Here is a 21147-nt window from a genome sequence, read left to right as displayed (position 1 = left end):
AATGCCCGTGAGATTTTTTCTATCTAAGCTACTAAACTTTCTATTCTTAATAGCTCTTTTTTCGTGTTCCAGTGCAGAGCAAAAACAACAGGAGATCCAAAAAAAACAATCAGAACTCGATAGTATCGCCTTGCTTTATGATCCGCATCAGGCCAATCAGGATATAGATGCTTTTATGAAAAAACTTCATAGCGTGTCGGGGTTCAATGGAAATGTTCTGGTAGCAAAGAAGGGGAAGATTTTGTATCAAAATTCATTTGGATGGGCTGATTATTTACATAAGGATAGTTTGAAGATAACATCCAAGTTTGAACTGGCTTCTGTTTCGAAGCCAATGACAGGATTAGCAGTGTTACAGTTGGTCGAAGCCGGAAAATTGAAATTGGATCAATTGGTCAGTGATTTCTTTCCGGGGTTTCCTTACGAGGGCGTTACTGTCAGGCAATTGTTAACCCATCGCTCGGGATTACCTAATTATGTGTACTTCGTTGATAAAATATGGCCCGATCGGAAGAAAGGAATGTCAAATATGGATGCTATTAATCTGATGATCGAACATAAGCCTGCGCGGTATGGGCAGCCAGATGGTAGATTTCATTACAATAACTCAAATTATATGGTGTTGGGTGCTCTTGTTGAAAAAGTCTCTGGACAGGATTTTGCAACGTATATGGATGAGCATGTTTTTAAACCTGCCGGTATGAAAAATACAGCTGCATTATCACGAGTCAAGTATGATAAGATCCCTACTGATGTGATAGGACATGATAAAGTCTGGAGACGGTCTGTTGTGCAGGATTATCTTGATGGTCCTCTAGGGGATAAGGGAATCTATAGTACGGTACAGGATATGTATTTGCTGGATCTAGCCCTTAAGGAAGGTAGGCTGTTGGATACGGTATTACTGGATTCGGCATATGTACCACGTTCTGATGCTAAGAGGGGCGTGTTTAGTTACGGTTATGGCTGGCGTACATTTTCTACAGCTGGGAACCAAGTTGTTTACCATACGGGCTGGTGGCATGGGTTCAAAAACCTGTATGTGCGCGATTTGACCAATGATGTAACCATTGTGTTGCTGTCCAATATGGTAAATGGAAGTTTAAATAGTCTGGATGAGTTGTATAAGATTTTAGAAATGCCTATTTTGAGGCAGAATGCTTATGATGCAAACGGTGGTTTTGTAGAACACTAAATATATAGACACATATTATGAAAAAAACCTTGATTTTAGGTGCTAGCACTAATTCCGCCAGATATTCTTATCTCGTGGCCAATAAGCTTGTGAGAAAAGGGTACCCAATAGTGAATGTCGGGCGTAAAAATGGAGAGGTCGCAGGAGTAGCAATCGAACCAGCAGAGGTTATCCATACGGATGTTGACACGATTACAATGTATGTAGGACCTAAAAATCAAGAGCCTTATTATGATTATATCTTGGCAACAAACCCGCATCGCGTGATTTTTAATCCTGGTTCTGAAAATCCAGAATTGGCAGCGAAATTGAATGAACGGGGAATAGAGATTGTTGAAGCTTGTACGTTGGTAATGTTAAATACAGGACAGTACTAATTGCTTTAGGGAAATAAAGGTATAGAGCATAGTTCAGCCAATTGAGCTATGCTTTTTTGTAAAAAGTAAGGCCCAGTTTACACTGGGCCTCTGTGTTTAAAGGGTATTTGTTGTTAAAATTTGTAAGTGACTCCAGCTCCTAGAACCTGTTTTACTTGTAGTCTAGCCCCTGTTCCTGCAGGTTGTCCGTTTTCAAAGAGAGGAATTTTTGTATTGTCATCATAGATCAACTGTACTCCCGCATTAACGTTGACAAATTTGTTGACTTTCATGAAAAGATTAGCCGTGTAATCAACATCTACGTTTTGTGGTTTCTCTTTGTAATTTGAGTATAGTTTTAAGATGTTTTCAAAAGAGATGTTTTCCATAAGATTGATCTTATAGTAGGCGTCTAATGAAGCACCAAATTCGAAACGTGATTTTTTGCCCTCGTCAAGACCGTAGAGTCTCTCGTCTATATCTTTGTTCGTAACGAATACGAAGCGTGCTGCAGCTGGCGAAACGTTTACTCTAAAATTGTCGGACTCCTTAAATGCAATACCTGGACCGAAGGTCAAGTATGCCGGAGCAAAACCTGCTGATAGTAATTTGTCAGTACCATCGGCATTGTACTTATAGCCCTTGGCAAATTGTGTGTTGAAATTTGTGAAGAAAGTGTATAATAACTTTTCAGTCATTTTGCGTCCCACGAGGGAAGTGTAGACAAAACGGTCATCATTCTTTCTCCAATCGGTTTCTTTTTGGAAGGTTTGGCCATAAGCAGCTAGTACCTTGTTGTCCCAACTCCAATTGTCTTTTTTGTAGTTGAAATCATAATTGAAAATTAAGTTACCAGCGAAAGAGTTTATTCCCCCCGCTGCCCAATTCGAAAACGTGCTCTGGTTGATTAAAAAGGTGTTTTCTCCTTTGATAGTCCATCTTTTGTCGTTGTCAGTTTGTGCAACAACAGAGCCTAGTCCCAATAGGAATAATGTCGTGGATAGTAAAAATGTTTTTTCATAAGTTTGACTTTTTAATTAATAACAAATATAGTAGGATTTTAGTGTTATTTTATCATCATTCGATGAATAATTGAAATTTGTCGGTATATTCTTTGTTGTTGGAAAAAAAATAATGCATTAACTATTTGATAGTTATAAAAAACTTTTTACCTTTGCAGTCCCTTATTGGGAAAAGTATGTCTTGAGCGAAGCCCTACTGCTTCGATGGACTTTAATTAATTTATATAAAAAAATGTCAGGAATTATTGGTAAAAAAGTAGGAATGACCAGCCTGTTCAACGCTGATGGGAAGAATATCCCATGTACAGTAATCGAGGCTGGGCCGTGCGTGGTAACGCATATACGTACGGTAGAGAAGGACGGTTATTCGGCAGTTCAGCTTGGCTATGATGATGCTAAGGAAAAGAACACGACCGCTCCTTTAAAAGGACACTTTGCAAAAGCAGGAGTGACTCCTAAGCGTAAACTAGTTGAATTCAAAACTTTCGAGGATGAGAAAGGACTAGGAGACATCGTTGATGTAACTTTATTTGAAGAAGGAGAGTACGTAGATGTAGTCGGAACTTCTAAAGGTAAAGGTTTTCAAGGTGTAATGAAGCGTCATGGCTTTGGTGGTGTAGGTGGTGCGACTCACGGTCAGCACAACAGACTACGCGCGCCGGGTTCAATTGGTGCCGCTTCTTGGCCTTCCCGTGTATTCAAAGGAATGCGCATGGCAGGTCGTACAGGTGGAGACAGAGTGAAAGTTCAGAACTTACAAGTTTTGAAAGTTTATGCTGAGCAAAACCTAATCGTTGTTAGTGGTTCCATCCCTGGAGCTAAAGGTTCTTATGTAATCGTAGACAAATAGTAGAGATGGAAGTTAACGTATTAAATTTATCAGGTAAAGAAACAGGTGCCAAGGTGCAACTTCCTGAATCAGTATTTGGTGTAACGCCAAACGACCATGCAATCTACTTAGATGTTAAGCAGTACTTAGCAAATCAACGTCAAGGAACGCACAAGTCAAAACAACGTAATGAGATTGCGGGTTCTACTCGTAAATTACACAAACAAAAAGGTACTGGTGGTGCTCGTGCGGGCTCTATCAAATCTCCATTGTTTAATGGTGGTGGTCGTGTATTCGGTCCTCAACCTCGTGACTATAGCTTTAAATTGAACAAAAAATTGAAGCAATTAGCACGTAAATCGGCATTGTCGTACAAAGCACAAGAGAACAATGTAGTTGTTTTAGATGCAGTTAGTTTCGATACTATCAAAACTAAAAACTATGTGTCTTTAGTAAACGCATTAAACGTTGCTGACGAGAAAACACTTTTAGTGTTGCCAGCTTACGATAACAATGTTTATTTATCAAGCAGAAACTTGAAGAAAGCAAAAGTTGTAGTAGCATCAGATTTAAATACATATGATGTATTGAACGCTACTAAATTATTGTTGACAGCAGATTCTGTTAAAACTTTGGAGGAAGCATTAGCTAAGTAATATGGAAATTATTAAAAAACCTATCTTAACTGAGAAAGCTTCATTATTAACGGAGAAATTAAACCGTTATGCTTTCAAAGTAGATCATAGAGCAAACAAAATTCAGATTAAAACTGCTATTCAAGAAATGTTTGGTGTGACTGTAGTTGCAGTAAATACTTCAGTTATAGCTGGAAAAGCAAAAAGCCGTTATACTAAAGCTGGCTTTGTATCTGGAAGAGCTCCGAAATATAAAAAGGCCGTCATTACAATTAAAGATGGTGAAACTATTGACTTTTACAGCGTTATATAATTAGAGATGGCAGTTAAAAGATTCAAACCGGTAACCCCTGGTACGCGTTTCAGAGTAGGTGCAAACTATTCTGACGTTACTACAAATGTCCCTGAAAAGTCATTAGTAGTAGGAAGCAACAAAAGATCGGGTGGACGTAATAAATCCGGTAAAATGACTATGCGTTATATCGGTGGTGGACACAAGAAAGTTTACCGTATTATAGATTTCAAACGCGATAAGAAAGATATCCCTGCAACAGTAGCTACTATAGAATATGATCCTAACCGTACAGCACGTATTGCTTTATTGCACTATGCTGATGGTGAGAAGCGTTACATCATTGCTCCAACAGGTTTACAAGTTGGTCAAACCGTAGTCGCTGGTGAAAAAGTTGCTCCAGAAGTAGGTAATACATTACCATTAGCAAATATTCCTTTAGGTTCTATCATTCACAATATTGAATTGAACCCAGGACAAGGTGGCTCAATCGCTCGTTCGGCTGGTACGTACGCACAATTGTCTGCTCGTGATGGTAAATATGCTATTATCAAGTTACCTTCTAGTGAGACTCGTATGATCTTGTTGACTTGTGTTGCAACTATTGGTTCAGTATCAAATGCTGAAAGAGCACACGAGGTATTAGGTAAGGCTGGTCGTAAACGTTGGTTAGGCCGTCGTCCTCGCGTTCGTGGTGTTGCAATGAACCCTGTCGATCACCCTATGGGTGGTGGTGAAGGCCGTACATCTGGAGGTCAACCACGCTCACGTACAGGAGTGTTGGCTAAAGGTTACAAAACACGCTACAAGAAGAAAACATCGAATCGTTACATCATTGAAAGAAGGAAAAAATAATGGCTCGTTCAATTAAAAAAGGTCCTTATATCGATCACAACTTAGAAAGAAAAGTTCTTTCTCAGAATGAATCAAACAAAAAATCAGTAATCAAAACTTGGTCGCGTAGATCAATGATTTCTCCTGATTTCGTTGGCCATACCTTCGCAGTGCACAACGGGAATAAATTTATCCCTGTTTATGTAACAGAAAATATGGTCGGTCACAAGCTTGGTGAATTTGCGCCTACGCGTACATTCAAAGGCCACGCAGAAAAGAAAAAATAATAGGTAATGGAAGCAACAAAAAAACTCAAAAAATCTGTCTTAATTAGACAGCGCAAAGAGCAGGAAAAGGCTCAAGTAGGAGGAGCTTCTACTGCTAAGTTATTGAATTGCCCTACTTCACCTCGTAAGATGCGTTTGGTAGTGGATCTGATCCGTGGCGAAAAAGTAGAAAACGCTCTTTATATTCTTAAGCATACAGGTAAAGAAGCTGCTGCTCGTGTTGAAAAATTGTTATTATCAGCAATTAAAAACTGGGAAGCTGCAAACGAAGGTTCTTCAGTAGCAGACAGCGCTTTGTTCGTAAAGGAAGTATCTGTAGGCGGTGGACGCCAATTGAAAAGATTACGTCCAGCTCCACAAGGTCGTGGATATAGAGTTCGTAAGCGTTCTAACCACGTAACTTTGGTAGTAGATAGTTTAAATAACGTTAACAACTAATTTATTAATAAGAATGGGACAAAAAGCAAATCCAATTGGTAGCAGATTAGGTATCATCAAAGGATGGGACTCTAACTGGTTCGGCGGAAAAAACTATTCCGATAAATTAGTTGAGGACGAAAAAATCAGAAAATATCTTTCTGTTCGTATCGCTAAAGGCGGTGTAGCAAAAGTAGTTATTGAAAGAACTCTAAAGCGTGTTACGGTTACTATCCACACAGCACGTCCAGGAATCGTTATCGGTAAAGGCGGACAAGAAGTAGACAAGATCAAAGAAGAGTTGAAGAAACTGACTAAAAAGGATGTTCAAATCAACATTTTCGAGATCAAACGTCCAGAGCTTGATGCTAAGTTGGTAGCCGAAGGCGTAGCTAAGCAATTAGAAGCAAGGATTTCATTCCGTCGTGCAATGAAAACTTCTATCGCTTCTACAATGCGTATGGGTGCTGAAGGTATCAAAATTATGTGTTCAGGCCGTTTAGGTGGTGCTGAGATGGCGCGCACAGAGCAGTATAAAGAAGGAAGAACTCCTCTTCATACGTTACGTGCTGACATCGACTATGCATTAGCTGAAGCATTGACTACTTACGGTAAAATCGGTATCAAAGTATGGATCTGTAAAGGTGAAGTTTACGGTAAACGTGACTTATCTCCTAACATCGGTCAAACTTCGAACGTAAAAACTCGTGGTGGCAATGAAGGCGGTGCTGATCGTCGCGATAACCGTGGCGGTAATAACCGTGGTCCTCGCCGTGATAACAACAACAATCGTGGCGGAGCTCGTGGTGGCAACAACCGTGGTGCAGCAAAAAGAGATTAATTAATAACAAGATTTAAAAGTGTCCCGACAAAGGTCGGGATTTAAATAAAATACGAACATGTTACAGCCAAAAAGAACGAAGTTCAGAAAGATGCAGAAAGGCCGTATGAAAGGTAACGCTTCACGTGGAGCGGAGTTAGCTTTCGGTTCTTTCGGTATCAAATCAATGGAAGAAGCATGGATCACCAGCCGTCAGATTGAGGCAGCTCGTATCGCCGTAACACGTTTCATGAAACGTGAAGGTCAAGTATGGATCCGTATCTTCCCTGATAAACCGGTTACTAAAAAGCCTGCAGAGGTACGTATGGGTAAAGGTAAAGGTGCTCCCGAGTATTGGGTAGCCGTAGTTCGCCCAGGACGTATGTTATTCGAAGCTGAAGGTGTGCCTTTAGAGGTCGCAAAAGAAGCATTGCGTTTAGCAGCTCAAAAATTGCCGGTACAGACTAAGTTTGTTATACGTAGAGATTACGTTGAAGCATAAAAATCGTTGGTAATGTCAATAGTTTAAGCCTTGTGGCCGTTACCCACAAGGCTCTACATAAACATATTTGATAACCCAGCACAACACTGAAAAAAATGAAGAATTCAGAAATCGTAGAATTAACAACAGAAGCTTTAACAGCTAAACTCGTAGAAGAGAAAGCTGCTTTAAACAAGTTAAAATTTGCACACGCTGTTTCTGCTATTGAGAACCCTAACGTTCTTAAAGCAGCTCGCAAAAATATCGCTCGTATCTCTACTGAGGTTTCAAAGCGTAAAAATGCAGCAAAATCTGAAACAGCCTCTGAGGCGTAAAATTTAAGTCGAAATGGAAAGAAATTTAAGAAAAACAAGAATCGGCTTAGTAGTTAGCAACAAGATGGAAAAATCTATCGTAGTAGCAGTTGAGCGTAAAGTAAAACACCCTATTTACGGTAAATTCGTTAAGAAAACTACTAAATTCAAAGCTCATGACGAAACAAATACCTGCGGTATCGGCGACACGGTATTAATTATGGAAACTCGTCCGCTGAGTAAAACAAAGAACTGGAGATTAGTTGAAATTTTAGAAAGAGCTAAATAACATGGTACAACAGGAATCAAGACTAAATGTAGCTGACAATAGCGGTGCTAAAGAAGTTTTAGTAATCCGTGTATTGGGCGGAACGCGCAAGCGTTATGCATCAATCGGTGATAAGATCGTTGTTACCGTAAAAAGCGCTATCCCTTCAGGAAACGTAAAAAAAGGATCAGTATCTAAAGCAGTTGTCGTACGTACTAAGAAAGAAATCCGTCGTAAAGATGGTTCTTACATTCGTTTCGATGATAACGCTGCAGTATTGTTAAACAACAACGATGAACCACGTGGAACACGTATTTTCGGCCCAGTAGCTCGTGAATTACGTGAGAAGCAGTTTATGAAAATTGTATCACTAGCACCGGAGGTTTTATAATTATGGCACAGAAAACAAAAACAACTCACAAAATCAAGATCAAAAAAGGTGATTTAGTGAAAGTTATCGCTGGTAACTCTAAAGGTGTTCAAGGAAAAGTATTGTCTATTTTAGTGGACACTAATAGAGCTGTCGTTGAAGGCGCTAACATCGTGAAAAAACACACTAAACCAAGCGCAGCTAATCCTCAAGGTGGTATTATTGAGAAAGAAGCTGCTATCACTATCTCTAACTTAGCGTTGATCGATCCTAAAACAGGAAAGCCTACTCGCGTAGGACGCAGAGTTAATGAAGAGGGTAAAATAGTTCGTTACGCTAAAAAATCAGGGGAGGAAATTAAATAATGACTTACGTACCAAGATTAAAAGCAAAATATGCGGAAGAGATCCGTACTGCGCTTAAAGAAAAATTCCAGTATAAAAGCATTATGCAAGTTCCGAAACTTGAGAAGATAGTTGTATCACAAGGTATCGGAGCTGCTACTGCAGATAAAAAATTAATCGATAGCGCTATCGCTGAGATGACAATGATTACTGGTCAGCAAGCTGTACCTACGAAATCGAAGAAAGATATCTCTAACTTCAAACTTCGTAAAGGAATGCCTGTTGGAGCTCGCGTAACACTACGTGACAATAATATGTATGAGTTCTTAGATCGTTTGATCGCAGTTTCTCTACCACGTATTCGTGACTTCCGTGGAATCAACGATAAAGGATTTGACGGTAGAGGTAACTACAATCTAGGGGTTACTGAACAGATCATCTTCCCAGAGATCAACATTGATAAAATCAATAAAATCGCTGGTATGGATATCACGTTTGTAACTTCAGCTCAAAATGACATCGAAGCATTGGAGTTATTAAAACAATTCGGTTTACCATTCAAAAATCAAAACTCGAACAACAATGGCTAAGGAAGGATTAAAAGCACGCGAAGTAAAGCGTCAAAAATTGGTAGCTAAGTATGCAGCAAAACGCGCGGCTTTGAAAGAAGCAGGTGATTATGCTGGATTAGATAAATTACCAAAGAATGCTTCTCCGGTTAGATTGCACAACCGTTGCAAATTAACAGGACGTCCTAAAGGATATATGCGCCAATTCGGTATCTCACGTGTAACTTTCCGTGAGATGGCATTGGACGGAAAGATCCCGGGAATTACTAAAGCTTCTTGGTAAGTTTTAAAAAAATACTTACTTTTGCCCGGATAAATCCTTTTATTTAAAGGATTTATCGGGTTTTTTCATTGAAATTAATTGATTCCAATGGATTTTGAGCCTGTTTGAGCTGCTTTTTTAGACTAATGCGCTCGAATAGGTTTTATAACGGAAATTTTATTTACAGATAATAGGTCTTGTCCCGATGGTCGGGGTTTGAAACCATTATCACAATTTTATTACATAATGAATACAGATCCAATAGCGGATTACCTTACACGAGTAAGGAATGCCATTAAGGCCAACCATAGGGTTGTTGAAATTCCTGCATCGAACCTAAAAAAAGAAATTACTAAAGTTCTTTTTGATAAAGGTTACATTGCTAATTACAAATTCGTAGAAGAAGGACCTCAAGGTTCTATCAAAATCGCGTTGAAGTATAACCCGATTAGCAAAGTACCGGCTATTCGCACATTGACACGTGTGAGTAAACCTGGTTTAAGAAAGTATGCAAGTGTTGAAAACATGCCTCGCGTTTTGAACGGTTTGGGAATTGCTGTTTTGTCAACTTCTAAAGGAGTAATGACAGACAAAGAAGCCCGCCTACAGAATGTTGGTGGTGAAGTTTTATGTTACGTTTATTAATCTAGGAAAAACACACAAAGACATGTCAAGAATTGGAAAAGCACCTATCGCTATTCCTTCGGGAGTATCGATTTCTGTATCAGACAAGAATCTGTTAACAGTAAAAGGTCCTAAAGGTGAATTAACTCAGAAAGTAGATAGCGACATCACTGTTAAAGAAGAAGATGGTAATATCATCGTATCTCGTCCTACTGAGCAGAAAAAACACAAAGCATTACACGGGTTGTACCGCGCATTGATCCAGAATATGGTTATCGGTGTAACAGAAGGTTACAAAACTACACAAGAGTTAGTCGGTGTCGGTTACCGTGCGGCTAACAACGGTAACACATTAGAGTTGACCCTAGGTTTCTCTCACCCGATTGTTTTCGTATTGCCACAGGAAGTTAAAGTTACAACAACTGCTGAGAAGGGTAAAAACCCTACTATTACTTTGGAATCAACTGACAAACAATTAATCGGACAAGTAGCCGCGAAAATCCGCAGCTTCCGTAAACCAGAGCCTTACAAAGGTAAAGGTGTTAAGTTTGTAGGTGAAGTATTAAGAAGAAAAGCAGGTAAATCAGCTAAAAAATAATAACCATGGCAGGAATTAAAACAACTCGCAGAGAGCGAATCAAAAAGGGAATAAGAAAACACCTGGCTGGATCAACTGAGCGTCCTCGTTTGTCTGTTTTCAGATCAAATAAAGGTATCTATGCTCAAGTTATTGACGATACTACAGGTAAAACTTTGGCTTCAGCTTCTAGCTTGTCAAAGGATTTTGTAGCAGCAGGCAATAAAGTAGAGCAATCTAAAGCTGTTGGTAAATTAGTTGCTGAGAAAGCAGTAGCAGCAGGTATTAGTAAAGTAGTTTTTGACCGTAATGGGTACTTGTATCACGGCCGTGTGAAATCATTGGCAGAAGGTGCTCGCGAAGGCGGTTTAGACTTTTAATTGATAGAAAAAATGGCATTAAGCAATATTAAAAGAGTAAAATCAAGCGAGATTGAATTAAAAGATCGCTTAGTAAGCATCCAGCGTGTAGCGAAAGTAACTAAAGGTGGTCGTACTTTCAGTTTTTCTGCTATCGTAGTAGTTGGTGACGAAAACGGAATCGTTGGTTTCGGTTTAGGAAAAGCTAAAGAGGTAACTGAAGCTATCACTAAAGGTATCGATGATGCAAAGAAAAATTTGGTAAAAGTTCCTATCATTAAAGGAACTGTTCCTCATGAGCAATACGGTAAATTTTCAGGTGGTTCGGTATTGATCAAGCCAGCTGTAGGTGGTACAGGAGTATTGGCAGGTGGTGCGATGCGTGCTGTATTGGAGTCTGCTGGTATCAAAGACGTATTAGCAAAATCTTTAGGATCATCTAACCCGCACAACGTGGTAAAAGCAACAATCGATGCTTTAGCTAATATGCGCGACGCATATACAGTGGCTCAACACCGCGGTGTCGATTTAAATAAAGTATTTAACGGTTAATTATCATGGCAAAAATTAAAATCACCCAGATAAAGAGCGTTATCGACAGAAGCGAGCGCCAAAAGAAAACTATTGAGGCTTTAGGTCTGAGAAAGATCAACCACTCAGTAGAAGTAGAGGCTACACCGGCTATTATCGGTATGGTTCGTAAAGTGAACCACTTAGTAGCTATTGAGACTATCTAAAATAACACTATGGAAAGAATTTCGGTTCTTTCCATTAGTTGTTTATAATTTAATTGTTAATCGTTGTGACCTGTTTAGTGAAAGCGAAGGCGCAACATAATCTTAGTTTAAAATGAACTTAAGTAATTTAAGACCAGCAGTTGGTTCAACAAAAAGCAGAAAACGTATAGGTCGTGGTCAAGGTTCCGGTCGTGGTGGTACATCTACTCGTGGTCACAAAGGTGCTGGATCCCGTTCAGGACACTCTACCAAGATTGGTTTCGAAGGTGGTCAGATGCCTTTGCAACGTCGCGTACCTAAGTTTGGTTTCAAAAATGCAAACCGTGTTGAATACAATGGTGTAAACTTAGACGTTTTACAAAGTTTAGTAGAAAAATACAACCTTACGGTAGTTGATTTCGATACATTGAAAGAGCATGGTTTAGTTTCTAAAAATGACTTAGTAAAAGTTTTAGGCCGTGGAGAGTTCAGTGCTAAAGTTGAAGTTAAAGCACATGCTTTTTCAGCTTCAGCTCAGAAAGCTATCGAAGCTGCAGGCGGTTCCATCGTAAAACTTTAATACATGAAGAAACTAATCACAACCTTAACCAATATATGGAAAATTGAAGATTTACGTAATCGTATTATCAATACGTTATTATTTCTTCTTATTTATCGTATTGGATGTCACGTGGTATTGCCAGGTGTTAATCCAGATGCATTAGCTACAGGGCAAAAAGAAGGGCTTCTTGGTCTTTTGGATATGTTTGCTGGGGGATCTTTCTCTCGTTCGGCTATCTTTGCTTTAGGTGTAATGCCTTATATTTCTGCATCAATCGTTGTACAATTATTGGGGATTGCTGTTCCTGCATTTCAGAAAATGCAAAAAGAAGGTGAGTCTGGCCGTAAGAAAATGACGCAGATAACTCGTTATCTGACGTTGGCGATCACATTAGTGCAAGCTGTAGCTTACGTTAAAACTCAAATTGAACCAGCTGCAAAAACTATTGCAGACCCTATGTTCACTGTTCTTGCTGCTATTGTTTTGACTGCGGGTACGTTGTTTGTGATGTGGTTGGGTGAGAAAATCACCGATAAAGGTATCGGAAATGGTATTTCTTTAATCATTATGGCGGGTATTATCGCACAATTGCCTGGAGGGGCAGTTGCTGAATGGGCATCAAGAATGAGTCCAAGCGGTGGTGGTATCATCCCTATCTTGATCGAGGGTATCGCGTTATTCTTCATTGTGATCTTTACTATTTTGATCGTTCAAGGGGTGCGCAAAATTCCGGTTCAGTATGCGAAAAAGATTGTTGGAAATAAGCAGGTAGGTGGCGTACGTCAGTATATCCCTTTAAAGGTGAATGCTGCAGGTGTAATGCCAATTATCTTCGCGCAGGCGATAATGTTTTTACCAATGTCATTGGCGCAGTTCTTCCCGAATCTTCAATCTGATTTTCTAACATCATTGACTAATTTTACTTCGGTAGCGTACAATGTGACGTTTGCAGTATTGATTATTGCATTCACGTTCTTTTATACCGCTATTATGGTAAATCCGCAACAGATGTCAGAAGACATGAAGAAGAACGGGGGATTTGTACCTGGGATAAAACCGGGATATGATACGAATCTATTTATAGATAATGTAATTTCCCGTATTACTTTCCCTGGTGCAGTATTTTTAGCAATCATTGCTATTATGCCAGCTATAGCTAGTGCTGCAGGTGTTAACAACCAGTTTGCACATTTTTATGGCGGTACTTCACTATTGATTCTAGTAGGTGTGGTATTGGATACCCTTCAACAAATCGAGTCACATTTGTTAATGCGTCATTACGATGGCTTAATGAAGACAGGAAGAGTTAAAGGTCGTTCAGCTACTGGTGTTGAAGGATATGATCAATCTGCTATTTAATATCTTTAGATGTCTAAAGTAATTTATAAAACAGAAGAACAAATCGAGCAAGTGCGAGAGTCTGCAAATGTACTCTCGCATTTACTTGCCGAAATCGCTAAAGTTATAAAGCCTGGGATAACAACGTTGTCATTAGACAAGTTGGCTTATGATTTTATTCATGACAATGGTGGTACACCAGCATTTTTGAATTATCATGGTTTCCCTTATTCCCTATGTATTTCTGTAAATGATCAAATAGTTCACGGGTTTCCTAGCAACTACGAGATTAAGGATGGAGATTTGGTATCCGTCGATGGAGGTGTTAACCTAAAAGGTTTCATTTCTGATTCTGCGTACACATTTGGAATAGGTGAGGTCTCGGCTGAAGCTCAGCAATTGTTGGATGTGACAAAAGCATCTTTGTACAAAGGCGTGGAGCAAGCTGTAGCTGGCAAGCGAGTTGGAGATATTTCATCTGCGATTCAAGAATACGTGCAACCTTATAATTTTGGAATTGTAAGGGAGTTGGTAGGGCATGGAGTCGGATTGCATTTGCATGAGAAGCCTGAAGTGCCTAACTATGGAAAGCGTGGTTCGGGACCTAAATTAGAACCGGGATTGGTGATTTGTATTGAACCAATGATTAATGCCGGGAAAAGTGGAGTCCGTTTTTGGGAAGACGGATGGACTGTAAGTACAATCGATGGTAAGCTGTCTGCACATTTTGAACAGATGGTTGCTATACGAAAGGGACAGCCAGATGTCTTGTTGAATTTTGATGAGGTAGAGAAAGTTTTGAATAAAAAGTAGTTGGGTTTCAATATTTTTATTTATCTTTGCACTCCTGTTGGTGCAGGCTATAAAACGTTAATAAGTAATTGATATATGGCTAAACAAGCCTCGATAGAACAAGACGGTGTTATCAAAGAAGCATTATCTAATGCTATGTTTAGGGTAGAATTAGAGAATGGGCACGAAATTATTGCTCATATTTCTGGTAAAATGCGGATGCATTATATCAAGATTTTACCTGGAGACAAGGTTAAGTTGGAAATGTCTCCTTATGATTTGACTAAAGGAAGGATAACATATCGTTATAAATAAGGTATTGCTCTGCGAAGAGCTTAATAATTTAGTAAAATGAAAGTAAGAGCATCAGTAAAAAAACGTAGTGCGGATTGTAAGATCATCCGTCGTAAAGGAAAGATTTTTGTAATCAACAAAAAGAACCCTAAATTCAAACAACGTCAGGGATAATTAATTAACAAAATCGCTTAAAATATTATATGGCAAGGATATCAGGTATAGATTTACCTAAAAACAAAAGAGGAGTTATCGGCCTTACCTACATTTTTGGTATTGGTAGTGCGACTGCCGCTTATATCTTAGATAAAGCAGGTATTAGTCAAGATGTTAAAGTTTCCGAGTGGAACGATGATCAATTGGCTGCTATTCGTACAATTATTAATGACGAAATCAAAGTAGAAGGTGCTTTGCGTTCAGAGGTTCAATTGAACATCAAACGTTTGATGGATATTGGTTGTTACCGTGGTTTACGTCACCGTAAACATTTACCAGTTCGTGGTCAACGTACAAAAAACAACTCACGTACCCGTAAAGGAAAACGTAAAACAGTTGCAAACAAGAAAAAAGCTACTAAATAACAAGTAAGAAATGGCTAAAAGCAAAAAAGTCGCAAAAAAACGTATCGTTGTAATTGAGCCTGTTGGTCAAGCTCACATCAATGCTACTTTTAATAACATTATTATCACTTTGACTAATAATTCTGGTCAAACTATCTCATGGTCGTCGGCTGGTAAAATGGGCTTTAGAGGTTCTAAAAAGAACACTCCATATGCAGCAGGACAAGCAGCAAGTGACTGTGGTAAAGTTGCTCACGATTTAGGATTGCGCAAAGTTGAGGTTTTCGTTAAAGGACCAGGTGCTGGACGTGAGTCTGCTATCCGTACTTTACAAACTGTAGGAATTGATGTAACTACTATCAAGGATATTACTCCACTTCCTCACAACGGTTGTCGTCCTCCAAAACGTAGAAGAGTTTAATAATATTATTGTTTAAGATTAAGATTCATCAGTTAAAGGCTGATAGATACTTCAAACAGAGAAAGAAATGGCAAGATATACAGGACCTAAGTCCAAAATTGCACGTAAATTCAGAGAACCAATTTTTGGCCCTGATAAAGCATTAGAGAAAAAGAATTATCCTCCTGGACAACATGGTCCATCTAAAAGAAGAGGAAAACAATCTGAATACGCTATTCAGTTGTTAGAAAAACAAAAAGCTAAATATACTTACGGTGTTTTAGAGCGTCAGTTCTCTAACCTATTCGTAAAAGCGGCTGCAAAGCAAGGTATTACAGGTGAGAACTTCTTGAAGTTATTAGAAGCTCGTTTGGATAATGTTGTATACCGTTTAGGTATCGCAACTACTCGCGCTGCTGCTCGTCAGTTAGTTTCACACAAGCATATTACTGTTAACGGTAATGTCGTTAACATTCCATCATATAGCATTCGTCCAGGTGATGTCATCGCGGTTCGTGAGCGCTCACAAGCTTTAGAGGCTATCTCTAATTCTGTAGCAGGAAGAACAATCAACAAATACGGTTGGTTAGAGTGGGACGCTAAAGGATTGACAGGTAAGTTCCTAACATACCCAGAGCGTGCTGATATTCCTGAGAATATTAAAGAGAACTTAATCGTAGAGTTGTACTCTAAATAATAATTAATAGCTATGCATAATTCCTTTCACGATAAAGGAGTTATGCATATGCCGTTAAGATACACATTGTTGAAAAATATTAAAATATTATAAATGGCAATTTTAGCATTTCAAAGACCGGATAAAGTTATCATGCAAAAATCTACAGATTTTGATGGTACTTTCGAATTTCGTCCATTAGAGCCAGGTTTTGGTGTTACTATTGGTAATGCTTTACGCCGTATTTTATTGTCCTCTCTAGAAGGATATGCAATTACGTCGGTAAGATTTTCGGGCGTGTCACACGAATTCTCTACGATTAAAGGTGTAGCAGAAGACGTAACTGAGATTATCCTTAACTTGAAACAAGTTCGTTTTCAAAAAACAGGTGAACAAGGTGACAGCGAGAAGATTTTTGTAGTTATCAATGGTCAAGAACAATTCAAAGCTGGTGATATAACTAAGTTTTCTAACAACTTTACTGTATTGAATCCAGACTTCGTAATCTGTAATATGGAGAGCTCTGTTACTATTGAAGTAGAGTTGTCTGTTGCTAAGGGACGTGGTTACGTAAATGCAGAAGAGAATAAAGTAGTTGATGGACCTGTAGGGCTAATCGCTATAGATTCTATCTACACTCCGATTAAGAATGTCAAATATACTATTGAAAACTACCGTGTAGAACAAAAAACTGACTACGAGAAATTGTTGTTGGATATTTCTACAGATGGTTCGATTCACCCAGAAGACGCTTTGAAAGAAGCTGCTCGTATTCTTATACAACACTTTATGTTGTTCTCTGATGAGAACATGTTGTTGGAGTCTCAAGCTAAAGAAGAAACTAAAGTTGTTGACGAAGAAATCTTACATATGCGTAAGGTCTTGAAAACAGAGTTAGTAGACTTAGATCTTTCAGTACGTGCATTGAACTGTTTGAAAGCGGCGGATATTCGTACTTTGGCTGAGTTAGTAACTTACGACGTAGCTGATATGTTGAAGTTCCGTAACTTCGGTAAAAAATCTTTAAGTGAAATTCAAGAATTGGTTAAATCGAAAGGTTTATCATTCGGAATGAACTTGTCGAAGTTTAAACTAGACGAAGAATAATAATAAATTAAAATAAAGCGACCTGTTGCGTAATTCCCCTTGTCGTGAGCAAAGAACCCAGTAGCGGAATAAAGGACCGAATTTTAAATTGAAATAAAGTCCTTGAACCTCAGGCTTTACTCGCTGCTCTGACGAAGGACGGTACGCACGAAAAAACACTAAGAAAATGAGACACGGAAAAAAAGTAAATCACTTAGGCCGCACTGACAGTCACCGTAAGGCGATGTTAGCTAATATGGCGACTTCATTAATCAAACACAAACGTATCACTACTACTTTAGCGAAAGCTAAAGCATTACGTACTTACGTTGAGCCCTTGATTACAAAATCTAAAAACGATACAACACACTCTCGTCGTACTGTATTTGCTTATTTGAAAGATAAAGAAGCGGTAACTATTTTGTTCCGTGAAGTATCTGAGAAAGTAGCTACACGTCCAGGAGGTTATACTCGTATCATTAAGATGGAAAACCGTTTAGGCGATAACGCTGAGATGGCTTTCATCGAGTTGGTAGATTACAACGAAGTCTATGGCAAAGAAGCTAAAGCTGAGAAGAAAACTACTCGTCGCCGCGGTGGTGCTAAGAAAAAAGGCGCTGAAGGCACAGAGGTAGTAGAAACTGCTGTTGAAGAAGTAAAAGCTGAAGAAGCTGCTACTACTGAAGAAGCTCCTGCTACAGAAGAGAAAAAAGACTAATTTTTTATCTTCTAGATATGAAAGCCTATCATCGCTGATGATAGGCTTTTTTTGTTCTTTTTTTTCGAATATTTTAAACTGTTTTTTCATAGTGTATTAAGTATGTCTTAACTATATTTGTACACAGTTTTTTATCAACCTTAAATAATATCAGGCTCATGGATTTGTTTGATGTTTACCCTGTCAACCCAATTAATATCGTGAGAGCCAAAGGCTCAGCTGTTTGGGATGCTGAAGGTAACGAGTATTTAGACTTGTATGGAGGTCATGCAGTCATTTCGGTAGGGCATACGCATCCGCATTATGTTCATTCGATTACATCGCAACTTAACGAAATTGGTTTTTATTCCAATTCTATCGAAATTCCGATTCAGAAGCGATTAGCGAAGTTGCTGGGGGAGGTTTCTGGGAAGGAAGATTACGCTTTGTTTTTGTGTAATTCGGGAGCAGAGGCTAACGAAAATGCCTTGAAACTCGCTTCTTTTCATACTGGGAGGAAAAAAGTAATTTCGTTTTCTAAATCTTTTCATGGACGTACATCATTGGCTGTAGCAGTTACAGATAATCCGGCTATTGTAGCCCCAGTGAATCAAACAGAGAATGCTGTTTTCTTGCCCTTTAATGATGTGGAGGCATTGTCCGCAGCGTTTTCCGACTATGGAGAGGAGATTGCGGCTGTCATAATAGAAGGTATACAAGGTGTTGGTGGTATACGTGAAGCTTCTGTTTCGTTTCTGCGGCTGATCAGAGAATTATGTGACAAGTATGGAGCTACATTTATCGCTGATTCAGTACAGTGTGGCTACGGAAGAACGGGTATCTTTTATTCGCATGACTACGCGGATGTCAACGCGGATATCTATACGATGGCCAAGGGAATGGGAAATGGATTTCCTATTGGCGCGATTAGTATTTCTCCAAAATATAAAGCTTCCTACGGCTTGTTGGGCACGACTTTCGGTGGTAATCATTTAGCTTGTGCAGCAGCGGTTTCTGTTCTAGAAATCTTTCAAGCAGAGAGCTTAATGGACAATGCACGTGAGGTGGGACAATACCTGATTTCTGAATTGAAGGCGTTCGATAGAATTAATGAAGTCAGAGGTAGAGGGTTGATGATTGGAATCGACCTCCCTGTAGAGCTATCTAATGTAAAGAAGGATTTGCTGACCAAGAATCGGATTTTTACAGGAGAAGCAAAGCCTAATGTTATCCGTATTCTTCCGGCTCTGAATATAGATAAAGGTATTGCGGATAGATTTTTAGAAGCTTTAGAGGAGAGATTGAAGGAGGCATAGTTAGGGACTTTTCGTAATAATAATTATTTTTAGAAGATGAAGAAGTTTTTTTCCGTTGAAGACGTTGATAGCCTAGAAGAAGTTGTACAAGAAGCACTTCAACTAAAGGCTAATCCTAATGCTAATGAATTGTTAGGTAAATATAAAACCTTAGGCTTGGTGTTTTTGAATCCGAGTCTCCGTACACGCCTTAGTACCCAGAAGGCTGCAATGAATCTAGGTATGAATGTGATGGTGATGAATATGGACAAGGACGGATGGGCTCTAGAGACCCAGGATGGTGTCGTTATGAATGGAACTACCGTAGAGCATATACGCGAGGCTGCGGCCGTAATGGGAGAATATTGCGATATTTTAGGGTTGCGTAGTTTCCCTTCTTTGAAAGATAAAGAAGCAGACTATAATGAAGACCTGTTCAATAAGTTTATCAAGTTTTGTGGTGTTCCTGTGGTTTCATTGGAGAGTGCTACGAGGCACCCCTTGCAGAGTCTGACAGACCTTATAACAATTACGGAGCATAAGCAGGTCGATAAACCTAAGGTTGTTCTAGCTTGGGCTCCACATGTCAAAGCATTGCCACAAGCTGTGCCTAACTCCTTCGCCGAGTGGATGAGCAAGGCCCAGGAACAAGGCCTAGTAGAATTTACCGTAGCACATCCTGCTGGTTATGAGCTGTCCGAGGATTTTACCAAAGGTGCCACGATTACAAATAATCTGAACGAAGCGCTTTCGGGAGCGGAATTTGTATACGTCAAGAATTGGTCTTCCTATAAGGAATATGGCGAGGTATACCCGGTTTCGGAAGACTGGATGATGAATAATCAGAAGCTGTCATTGACAAACGACGCGAAGGTTATGCACTGTCTACCCGTTCGCCGGGATTTGGAATTGTCGTCGGAAATATTAGATGGACCAAATTCCTTAGTGATTAAAGAGGCAAGTAATCGGGTATGGGCCGCCCAAGTTGTTTTGAAGCGGATGTTGGAAAGTTTGGAAAAATAACCAAACGCGGACAGCTGTTTTTAGTTTTTGACTTTTAAATTAAACTATGTCGAATAGTACATTGAATATTATTAAGATAGGAGGCAATGTAATTGATGATGATATTCAGTTAGAGGCTTTTTTAGAGAAATTTGCTGCTATACCAGGTAAAAAGATTTTGGTACATGGTGGCGGAAAAATCGCCACTCGCCTAGGTGCTAGGTTGGGAATCGAAGCTAAATTGGTCGAAGGAAGAAGGGTTACTGATAAGGAGATGCTGGACGTTGTTACTATGGTGTATGCTGGGTTGACGAATAAAAGGATTGTAGCCTGTCTGCAAAAGCATCAGTGCGATGCGATAGGCCTTAGTGGGGCTGATGGAAATGTAATTAAATCAGTAAAACGCCCTGTGCGCGAAATTGATTACGGTTTTGTGGGTGATATTTTAGCCGATTCAGTGAATACCCTGGCCATTAAGAAATTTTTGGAAGCTGGATTTACTCCGGTTTTTTCTGCGATTACTCATAACGGTAACGGACAGTTGTTAAATACCAATGCAGATACGATAGCCTCTGCATTATCCACTTCCTTGTCAGGATTGTATGACACCTCATTAATATACTGTTTTGAGAAAAATGGAGTGTTGACTGATGTTATGGACGACAATTCGGTTATAGAGACAATTACAGCTAAGCAATTTGAAGGCTATAAAGAACAAGGCGTTATCAGTGATGGAATGATTCCGAAGCTACAGAATGCCTTTGACGCTATTAATAAAGGTGTAAAATCCGTGTATATTGGCAATGCCACTAATTTACATTTATTTCAACAGCAAAAATTTGGTACACGTCTGGTTATAAAATAGGCTGTCTAG

35 protein-coding genes are annotated in these 21147 nt (G+C 39.2%); 34 read left to right on the top strand and 1 reads right to left on the bottom strand.

Annotated elements, in window-relative coordinates; translation table 11 throughout:
• The first annotated feature begins 1 nt into the window (after position 1).
• Both CLV99_RS16985 and CLV99_RS16980 read left to right on the top strand, forming a co-directional pair.
• A complete protein-coding gene (locus CLV99_RS16985) occupies positions 2-1195 on the top strand; it encodes a serine hydrolase domain-containing protein (protein ID WP_211348566.1) in 1194 nt (397 codons plus the stop codon).
• A gap of 17 nt (positions 1196-1212) precedes the next feature.
• Positions 1213-1572, top strand: a complete 360-nt coding sequence (locus CLV99_RS16980; RefSeq protein WP_133585703.1) for a CoA-binding protein — start codon at positions 1213-1215, stop codon at positions 1570-1572.
• Between the two features lie 113 nt (positions 1573-1685).
• Here the strand turns inward: CLV99_RS16980 and CLV99_RS16975 are convergent, their stop codons facing one another.
• Complete coding sequence (locus tag CLV99_RS16975) at positions 1686-2534, bottom strand: DUF3078 domain-containing protein (protein WP_133585702.1); 849 nt, start codon at positions 2532-2534, stop codon at positions 1686-1688.
• A gap of 271 nt (positions 2535-2805) precedes the next feature.
• Between CLV99_RS16975 and rplC the strand changes: the two genes are divergently transcribed.
• The 32 genes from rplC to argB all read left to right on the top strand — a co-directional run bounded on the left by rplC (position 2806) and on the right by argB (position 21138).
• Positions 2806-3423: a 50S ribosomal protein L3 gene (gene rplC, locus CLV99_RS16970; RefSeq protein WP_133585701.1), complete on the top strand. Its 618-nt coding sequence runs from the start codon at positions 2806-2808 to the stop codon at positions 3421-3423.
• 5 nt (positions 3424-3428) lie between these two features.
• A complete protein-coding gene (rplD, locus tag CLV99_RS16965; protein WP_079643262.1) occupies positions 3429-4058 on the top strand; it encodes a 50S ribosomal protein L4 in 630 nt (209 codons plus the stop codon).
• A 1-nt stretch (position 4059) separates the two neighbouring features.
• The gene (gene rplW, locus CLV99_RS16960) at positions 4060-4350 is read left to right on the top strand and encodes a 50S ribosomal protein L23 (protein ID WP_133585700.1); all 291 of its coding nucleotides are present in this window, start codon (positions 4060-4062) and stop codon (positions 4348-4350) included.
• Positions 4351-4356: 6 nt separating this feature from the next.
• A complete protein-coding gene (gene rplB, locus CLV99_RS16955; protein WP_133585699.1) occupies positions 4357-5184 on the top strand; it encodes a 50S ribosomal protein L2 in 828 nt (275 codons plus the stop codon).
• Complete coding sequence (rpsS, locus tag CLV99_RS16950) at positions 5184-5450, top strand: 30S ribosomal protein S19 (protein WP_021071214.1); 267 nt, start codon at positions 5184-5186, stop codon at positions 5448-5450. The genes rplB and rpsS overlap by 1 nt, the downstream gene beginning before the upstream one ends.
• Positions 5451-5456: 6 nt before the next feature.
• Entirely contained in the window at positions 5457-5888 is a 432-nt protein-coding gene (gene rplV, locus CLV99_RS16945) for a 50S ribosomal protein L22 (RefSeq protein ID WP_133585698.1), read from the top strand.
• A 13-nt stretch (positions 5889-5901) separates the two neighbouring features.
• The gene (gene rpsC, locus CLV99_RS16940; RefSeq protein ID WP_133585697.1) at positions 5902-6708 is read left to right on the top strand and encodes a 30S ribosomal protein S3; all 807 of its coding nucleotides are present in this window, start codon (positions 5902-5904) and stop codon (positions 6706-6708) included.
• Positions 6709-6766: 58 nt separating this feature from the next.
• The gene (rplP, locus tag CLV99_RS16935) at positions 6767-7189 is read left to right on the top strand and encodes a 50S ribosomal protein L16 (protein WP_133585696.1); all 423 of its coding nucleotides are present in this window, start codon (positions 6767-6769) and stop codon (positions 7187-7189) included.
• Between the two features lie 95 nt (positions 7190-7284).
• Positions 7285-7503: a 50S ribosomal protein L29 gene (gene rpmC, locus CLV99_RS16930; protein ID WP_133585695.1), complete on the top strand. Its 219-nt coding sequence runs from the start codon at positions 7285-7287 to the stop codon at positions 7501-7503.
• Positions 7504-7516: 13 nt separating this feature from the next.
• Positions 7517-7771 (top strand): 30S ribosomal protein S17, encoded by a 255-nt coding sequence (gene rpsQ, locus CLV99_RS16925; protein ID WP_133585694.1) that lies wholly within the window; start codon positions 7517-7519, stop codon positions 7769-7771.
• A gap of 1 nt (position 7772) precedes the next feature.
• Positions 7773-8141 (top strand): 50S ribosomal protein L14, encoded by a 369-nt coding sequence (rplN, locus tag CLV99_RS16920; RefSeq protein ID WP_037498951.1) that lies wholly within the window; start codon positions 7773-7775, stop codon positions 8139-8141.
• 2 nt (positions 8142-8143) lie between these two features.
• Complete coding sequence (rplX, locus tag CLV99_RS16915; RefSeq protein ID WP_133585693.1) at positions 8144-8485, top strand: 50S ribosomal protein L24; 342 nt, start codon at positions 8144-8146, stop codon at positions 8483-8485.
• Positions 8485-9054, top strand: coding sequence for a 50S ribosomal protein L5 (rplE, locus tag CLV99_RS16910; protein WP_133585692.1), 570 nt, complete (start codon positions 8485-8487; stop codon positions 9052-9054). Before rplX ends, rplE begins: the two co-directional genes overlap by 1 nt.
• Positions 9047-9316 (top strand): 30S ribosomal protein S14, encoded by a 270-nt coding sequence (gene rpsN / locus CLV99_RS16905; RefSeq protein ID WP_133585691.1) that lies wholly within the window; start codon positions 9047-9049, stop codon positions 9314-9316. The genes rplE and rpsN overlap by 8 nt, the downstream gene beginning before the upstream one ends.
• A 225-nt stretch (positions 9317-9541) precedes the next feature.
• A complete protein-coding gene (gene rpsH / locus CLV99_RS16900) occupies positions 9542-9940 on the top strand; it encodes a 30S ribosomal protein S8 (protein ID WP_021071223.1) in 399 nt (132 codons plus the stop codon).
• 22 nt (positions 9941-9962) lie between these two features.
• Positions 9963-10517, top strand: a complete 555-nt coding sequence (rplF, locus tag CLV99_RS16895) for a 50S ribosomal protein L6 (protein WP_133585690.1) — start codon at positions 9963-9965, stop codon at positions 10515-10517.
• Positions 10518-10522: 5 nt separating this feature from the next.
• Positions 10523-10876, top strand: coding sequence for a 50S ribosomal protein L18 (gene rplR / locus CLV99_RS16890; protein WP_133585689.1), 354 nt, complete (start codon positions 10523-10525; stop codon positions 10874-10876).
• 12 nt (positions 10877-10888) lie between these two features.
• The gene (gene rpsE, locus CLV99_RS16885; protein ID WP_079643273.1) at positions 10889-11407 is read left to right on the top strand and encodes a 30S ribosomal protein S5; all 519 of its coding nucleotides are present in this window, start codon (positions 10889-10891) and stop codon (positions 11405-11407) included.
• 5 nt (positions 11408-11412) lie between these two features.
• Positions 11413-11592, top strand: coding sequence for a 50S ribosomal protein L30 (rpmD, locus tag CLV99_RS16880; protein ID WP_079643274.1), 180 nt, complete (start codon positions 11413-11415; stop codon positions 11590-11592).
• Positions 11593-11704: 112 nt separating this feature from the next.
• Positions 11705-12151, top strand: coding sequence for a 50S ribosomal protein L15 (gene rplO, locus CLV99_RS16875; protein WP_133585688.1), 447 nt, complete (start codon positions 11705-11707; stop codon positions 12149-12151).
• A gap of 3 nt (positions 12152-12154) precedes the next feature.
• Entirely contained in the window at positions 12155-13492 is a 1338-nt protein-coding gene (gene secY, locus CLV99_RS16870; protein ID WP_133585687.1) for a preprotein translocase subunit SecY, read from the top strand.
• A gap of 9 nt (positions 13493-13501) precedes the next feature.
• Entirely contained in the window at positions 13502-14284 is a 783-nt protein-coding gene (map, locus tag CLV99_RS16865) for a type I methionyl aminopeptidase (RefSeq protein WP_133585686.1), read from the top strand.
• A 75-nt stretch (positions 14285-14359) separates the two neighbouring features.
• The gene (gene infA / locus CLV99_RS16860) at positions 14360-14578 is read left to right on the top strand and encodes a translation initiation factor IF-1 (RefSeq protein ID WP_079643278.1); all 219 of its coding nucleotides are present in this window, start codon (positions 14360-14362) and stop codon (positions 14576-14578) included.
• Positions 14579-14614: 36 nt separating this feature from the next.
• Positions 14615-14731 (top strand): type B 50S ribosomal protein L36, encoded by a 117-nt coding sequence (gene ykgO / locus CLV99_RS16855; protein WP_021071232.1) that lies wholly within the window; start codon positions 14615-14617, stop codon positions 14729-14731.
• Positions 14732-14760: 29 nt separating this feature from the next.
• Positions 14761-15138, top strand: coding sequence for a 30S ribosomal protein S13 (gene rpsM / locus CLV99_RS16850; protein ID WP_021071233.1), 378 nt, complete (start codon positions 14761-14763; stop codon positions 15136-15138).
• A gap of 10 nt (positions 15139-15148) precedes the next feature.
• Positions 15149-15538, top strand: a complete 390-nt coding sequence (rpsK, locus tag CLV99_RS16845; protein WP_021071234.1) for a 30S ribosomal protein S11 — start codon at positions 15149-15151, stop codon at positions 15536-15538.
• Positions 15539-15605: 67 nt separating this feature from the next.
• Positions 15606-16214, top strand: a complete 609-nt coding sequence (gene rpsD, locus CLV99_RS16840) for a 30S ribosomal protein S4 (RefSeq protein ID WP_021071235.1) — start codon at positions 15606-15608, stop codon at positions 16212-16214.
• A gap of 93 nt (positions 16215-16307) precedes the next feature.
• Complete coding sequence (locus CLV99_RS16835; RefSeq protein ID WP_021071236.1) at positions 16308-17300, top strand: DNA-directed RNA polymerase subunit alpha; 993 nt, start codon at positions 16308-16310, stop codon at positions 17298-17300.
• 166 nt (positions 17301-17466) lie between these two features.
• Positions 17467-17997, top strand: coding sequence for a 50S ribosomal protein L17 (gene rplQ / locus CLV99_RS16830; RefSeq protein ID WP_022829405.1), 531 nt, complete (start codon positions 17467-17469; stop codon positions 17995-17997).
• 158 nt (positions 17998-18155) lie between these two features.
• The gene (locus tag CLV99_RS16825; protein ID WP_133585685.1) at positions 18156-19292 is read left to right on the top strand and encodes an aspartate aminotransferase family protein; all 1137 of its coding nucleotides are present in this window, start codon (positions 18156-18158) and stop codon (positions 19290-19292) included.
• Positions 19293-19328: 36 nt separating this feature from the next.
• Entirely contained in the window at positions 19329-20294 is a 966-nt protein-coding gene (locus tag CLV99_RS16820; RefSeq protein WP_133585684.1) for a Rossmann-fold NAD(P)-binding domain-containing protein, read from the top strand.
• A 46-nt stretch (positions 20295-20340) separates the two neighbouring features.
• Complete coding sequence (gene argB, locus CLV99_RS16815) at positions 20341-21138, top strand: acetylglutamate kinase (RefSeq protein WP_133585683.1); 798 nt, start codon at positions 20341-20343, stop codon at positions 21136-21138.
• The last annotated feature ends 9 nt before the right edge of the window (positions 21139-21147 follow it).

The sequence above is a fragment of the Sphingobacterium yanglingense genome (genome assembly GCF_004363245.1).
GTDB classification, from domain to species: domain Bacteria; phylum Bacteroidota; class Bacteroidia; order Sphingobacteriales; family Sphingobacteriaceae; genus Sphingobacterium; species Sphingobacterium yanglingense.
This window is presented reverse-complemented; position numbering and strand designations above follow the sequence as displayed.

Excerpts from the sequence above, each read along its gene's own strand:
- rplX (WP_133585693.1), top strand. The coding sequence starts at position 8,144 with ATGGCACAGAAAACAAAAACAACTCACAAAATCAAGATCAAAAAAGGT.
- rplV (WP_133585698.1), top strand. The coding sequence starts at position 5,457 with ATGGAAGCAACAAAAAAACTCAAAAAATCTGTCTTAATTAGACAGCGC.
- infA (WP_079643278.1), top strand. The coding sequence starts at position 14,360 with ATGGCTAAACAAGCCTCGATAGAACAAGACGGTGTTATCAAAGAAGCA.
- rpmD (WP_079643274.1), top strand. The coding sequence starts at position 11,413 with ATGGCAAAAATTAAAATCACCCAGATAAAGAGCGTTATCGACAGAAGC.
- rpsH (WP_021071223.1), top strand. The coding sequence starts at position 9,542 with ATGAATACAGATCCAATAGCGGATTACCTTACACGAGTAAGGAATGCC.
- CLV99_RS16820 (WP_133585684.1), top strand. The coding sequence starts at position 19,329 with ATGAAGAAGTTTTTTTCCGTTGAAGACGTTGATAGCCTAGAAGAAGTT.
- rplC (WP_133585701.1), top strand. The coding sequence starts at position 2,806 with ATGTCAGGAATTATTGGTAAAAAAGTAGGAATGACCAGCCTGTTCAAC.
- CLV99_RS16980 (WP_133585703.1), top strand. The coding sequence starts at position 1,213 with ATGAAAAAAACCTTGATTTTAGGTGCTAGCACTAATTCCGCCAGATAT.
- rpsM (WP_021071233.1), top strand. The coding sequence starts at position 14,761 with ATGGCAAGGATATCAGGTATAGATTTACCTAAAAACAAAAGAGGAGTT.
- rplF (WP_133585690.1), top strand. The coding sequence starts at position 9,963 with ATGTCAAGAATTGGAAAAGCACCTATCGCTATTCCTTCGGGAGTATCG.
- rpsN (WP_133585691.1), top strand. The coding sequence starts at position 9,047 with ATGGCTAAGGAAGGATTAAAAGCACGCGAAGTAAAGCGTCAAAAATTG.
- rpsS (WP_021071214.1), top strand. The coding sequence starts at position 5,184 with ATGGCTCGTTCAATTAAAAAAGGTCCTTATATCGATCACAACTTAGAA.
- map (WP_133585686.1), top strand. The coding sequence starts at position 13,502 with ATGTCTAAAGTAATTTATAAAACAGAAGAACAAATCGAGCAAGTGCGA.
- rplR (WP_133585689.1), top strand. The coding sequence starts at position 10,523 with ATGGCAGGAATTAAAACAACTCGCAGAGAGCGAATCAAAAAGGGAATA.
- rplB (WP_133585699.1), top strand. The coding sequence starts at position 4,357 with ATGGCAGTTAAAAGATTCAAACCGGTAACCCCTGGTACGCGTTTCAGA.
- CLV99_RS16825 (WP_133585685.1), top strand. The coding sequence starts at position 18,156 with ATGGATTTGTTTGATGTTTACCCTGTCAACCCAATTAATATCGTGAGA.
- rpsQ (WP_133585694.1), top strand. The coding sequence starts at position 7,517 with ATGGAAAGAAATTTAAGAAAAACAAGAATCGGCTTAGTAGTTAGCAAC.
- ykgO (WP_021071232.1), top strand. The coding sequence starts at position 14,615 with ATGAAAGTAAGAGCATCAGTAAAAAAACGTAGTGCGGATTGTAAGATC.
- rplD (WP_079643262.1), top strand. The coding sequence starts at position 3,429 with ATGGAAGTTAACGTATTAAATTTATCAGGTAAAGAAACAGGTGCCAAG.
- rplP (WP_133585696.1), top strand. The coding sequence starts at position 6,767 with ATGTTACAGCCAAAAAGAACGAAGTTCAGAAAGATGCAGAAAGGCCGT.
- rplN (WP_037498951.1), top strand. The coding sequence starts at position 7,773 with ATGGTACAACAGGAATCAAGACTAAATGTAGCTGACAATAGCGGTGCT.
- secY (WP_133585687.1), top strand. The coding sequence starts at position 12,155 with ATGAAGAAACTAATCACAACCTTAACCAATATATGGAAAATTGAAGAT.
- rplQ (WP_022829405.1), top strand. The coding sequence starts at position 17,467 with ATGAGACACGGAAAAAAAGTAAATCACTTAGGCCGCACTGACAGTCAC.
- rplW (WP_133585700.1), top strand. The coding sequence starts at position 4,060 with ATGGAAATTATTAAAAAACCTATCTTAACTGAGAAAGCTTCATTATTA.
- CLV99_RS16985 (WP_211348566.1), top strand. The coding sequence starts at position 2 with ATGCCCGTGAGATTTTTTCTATCTAAGCTACTAAACTTTCTATTCTTA.
- rplO (WP_133585688.1), top strand. The coding sequence starts at position 11,705 with ATGAACTTAAGTAATTTAAGACCAGCAGTTGGTTCAACAAAAAGCAGA.
- rpsC (WP_133585697.1), top strand. The coding sequence starts at position 5,902 with ATGGGACAAAAAGCAAATCCAATTGGTAGCAGATTAGGTATCATCAAA.
- rpmC (WP_133585695.1), top strand. The coding sequence starts at position 7,285 with ATGAAGAATTCAGAAATCGTAGAATTAACAACAGAAGCTTTAACAGCT.
- rplE (WP_133585692.1), top strand. The coding sequence starts at position 8,485 with ATGACTTACGTACCAAGATTAAAAGCAAAATATGCGGAAGAGATCCGT.
- CLV99_RS16835 (WP_021071236.1), top strand. The coding sequence starts at position 16,308 with ATGGCAATTTTAGCATTTCAAAGACCGGATAAAGTTATCATGCAAAAA.
- rpsE (WP_079643273.1), top strand. The coding sequence starts at position 10,889 with ATGGCATTAAGCAATATTAAAAGAGTAAAATCAAGCGAGATTGAATTA.
- rpsD (WP_021071235.1), top strand. The coding sequence starts at position 15,606 with ATGGCAAGATATACAGGACCTAAGTCCAAAATTGCACGTAAATTCAGA.
- rpsK (WP_021071234.1), top strand. The coding sequence starts at position 15,149 with ATGGCTAAAAGCAAAAAAGTCGCAAAAAAACGTATCGTTGTAATTGAG.
- argB (WP_133585683.1), top strand. The coding sequence starts at position 20,341 with ATGTCGAATAGTACATTGAATATTATTAAGATAGGAGGCAATGTAATT.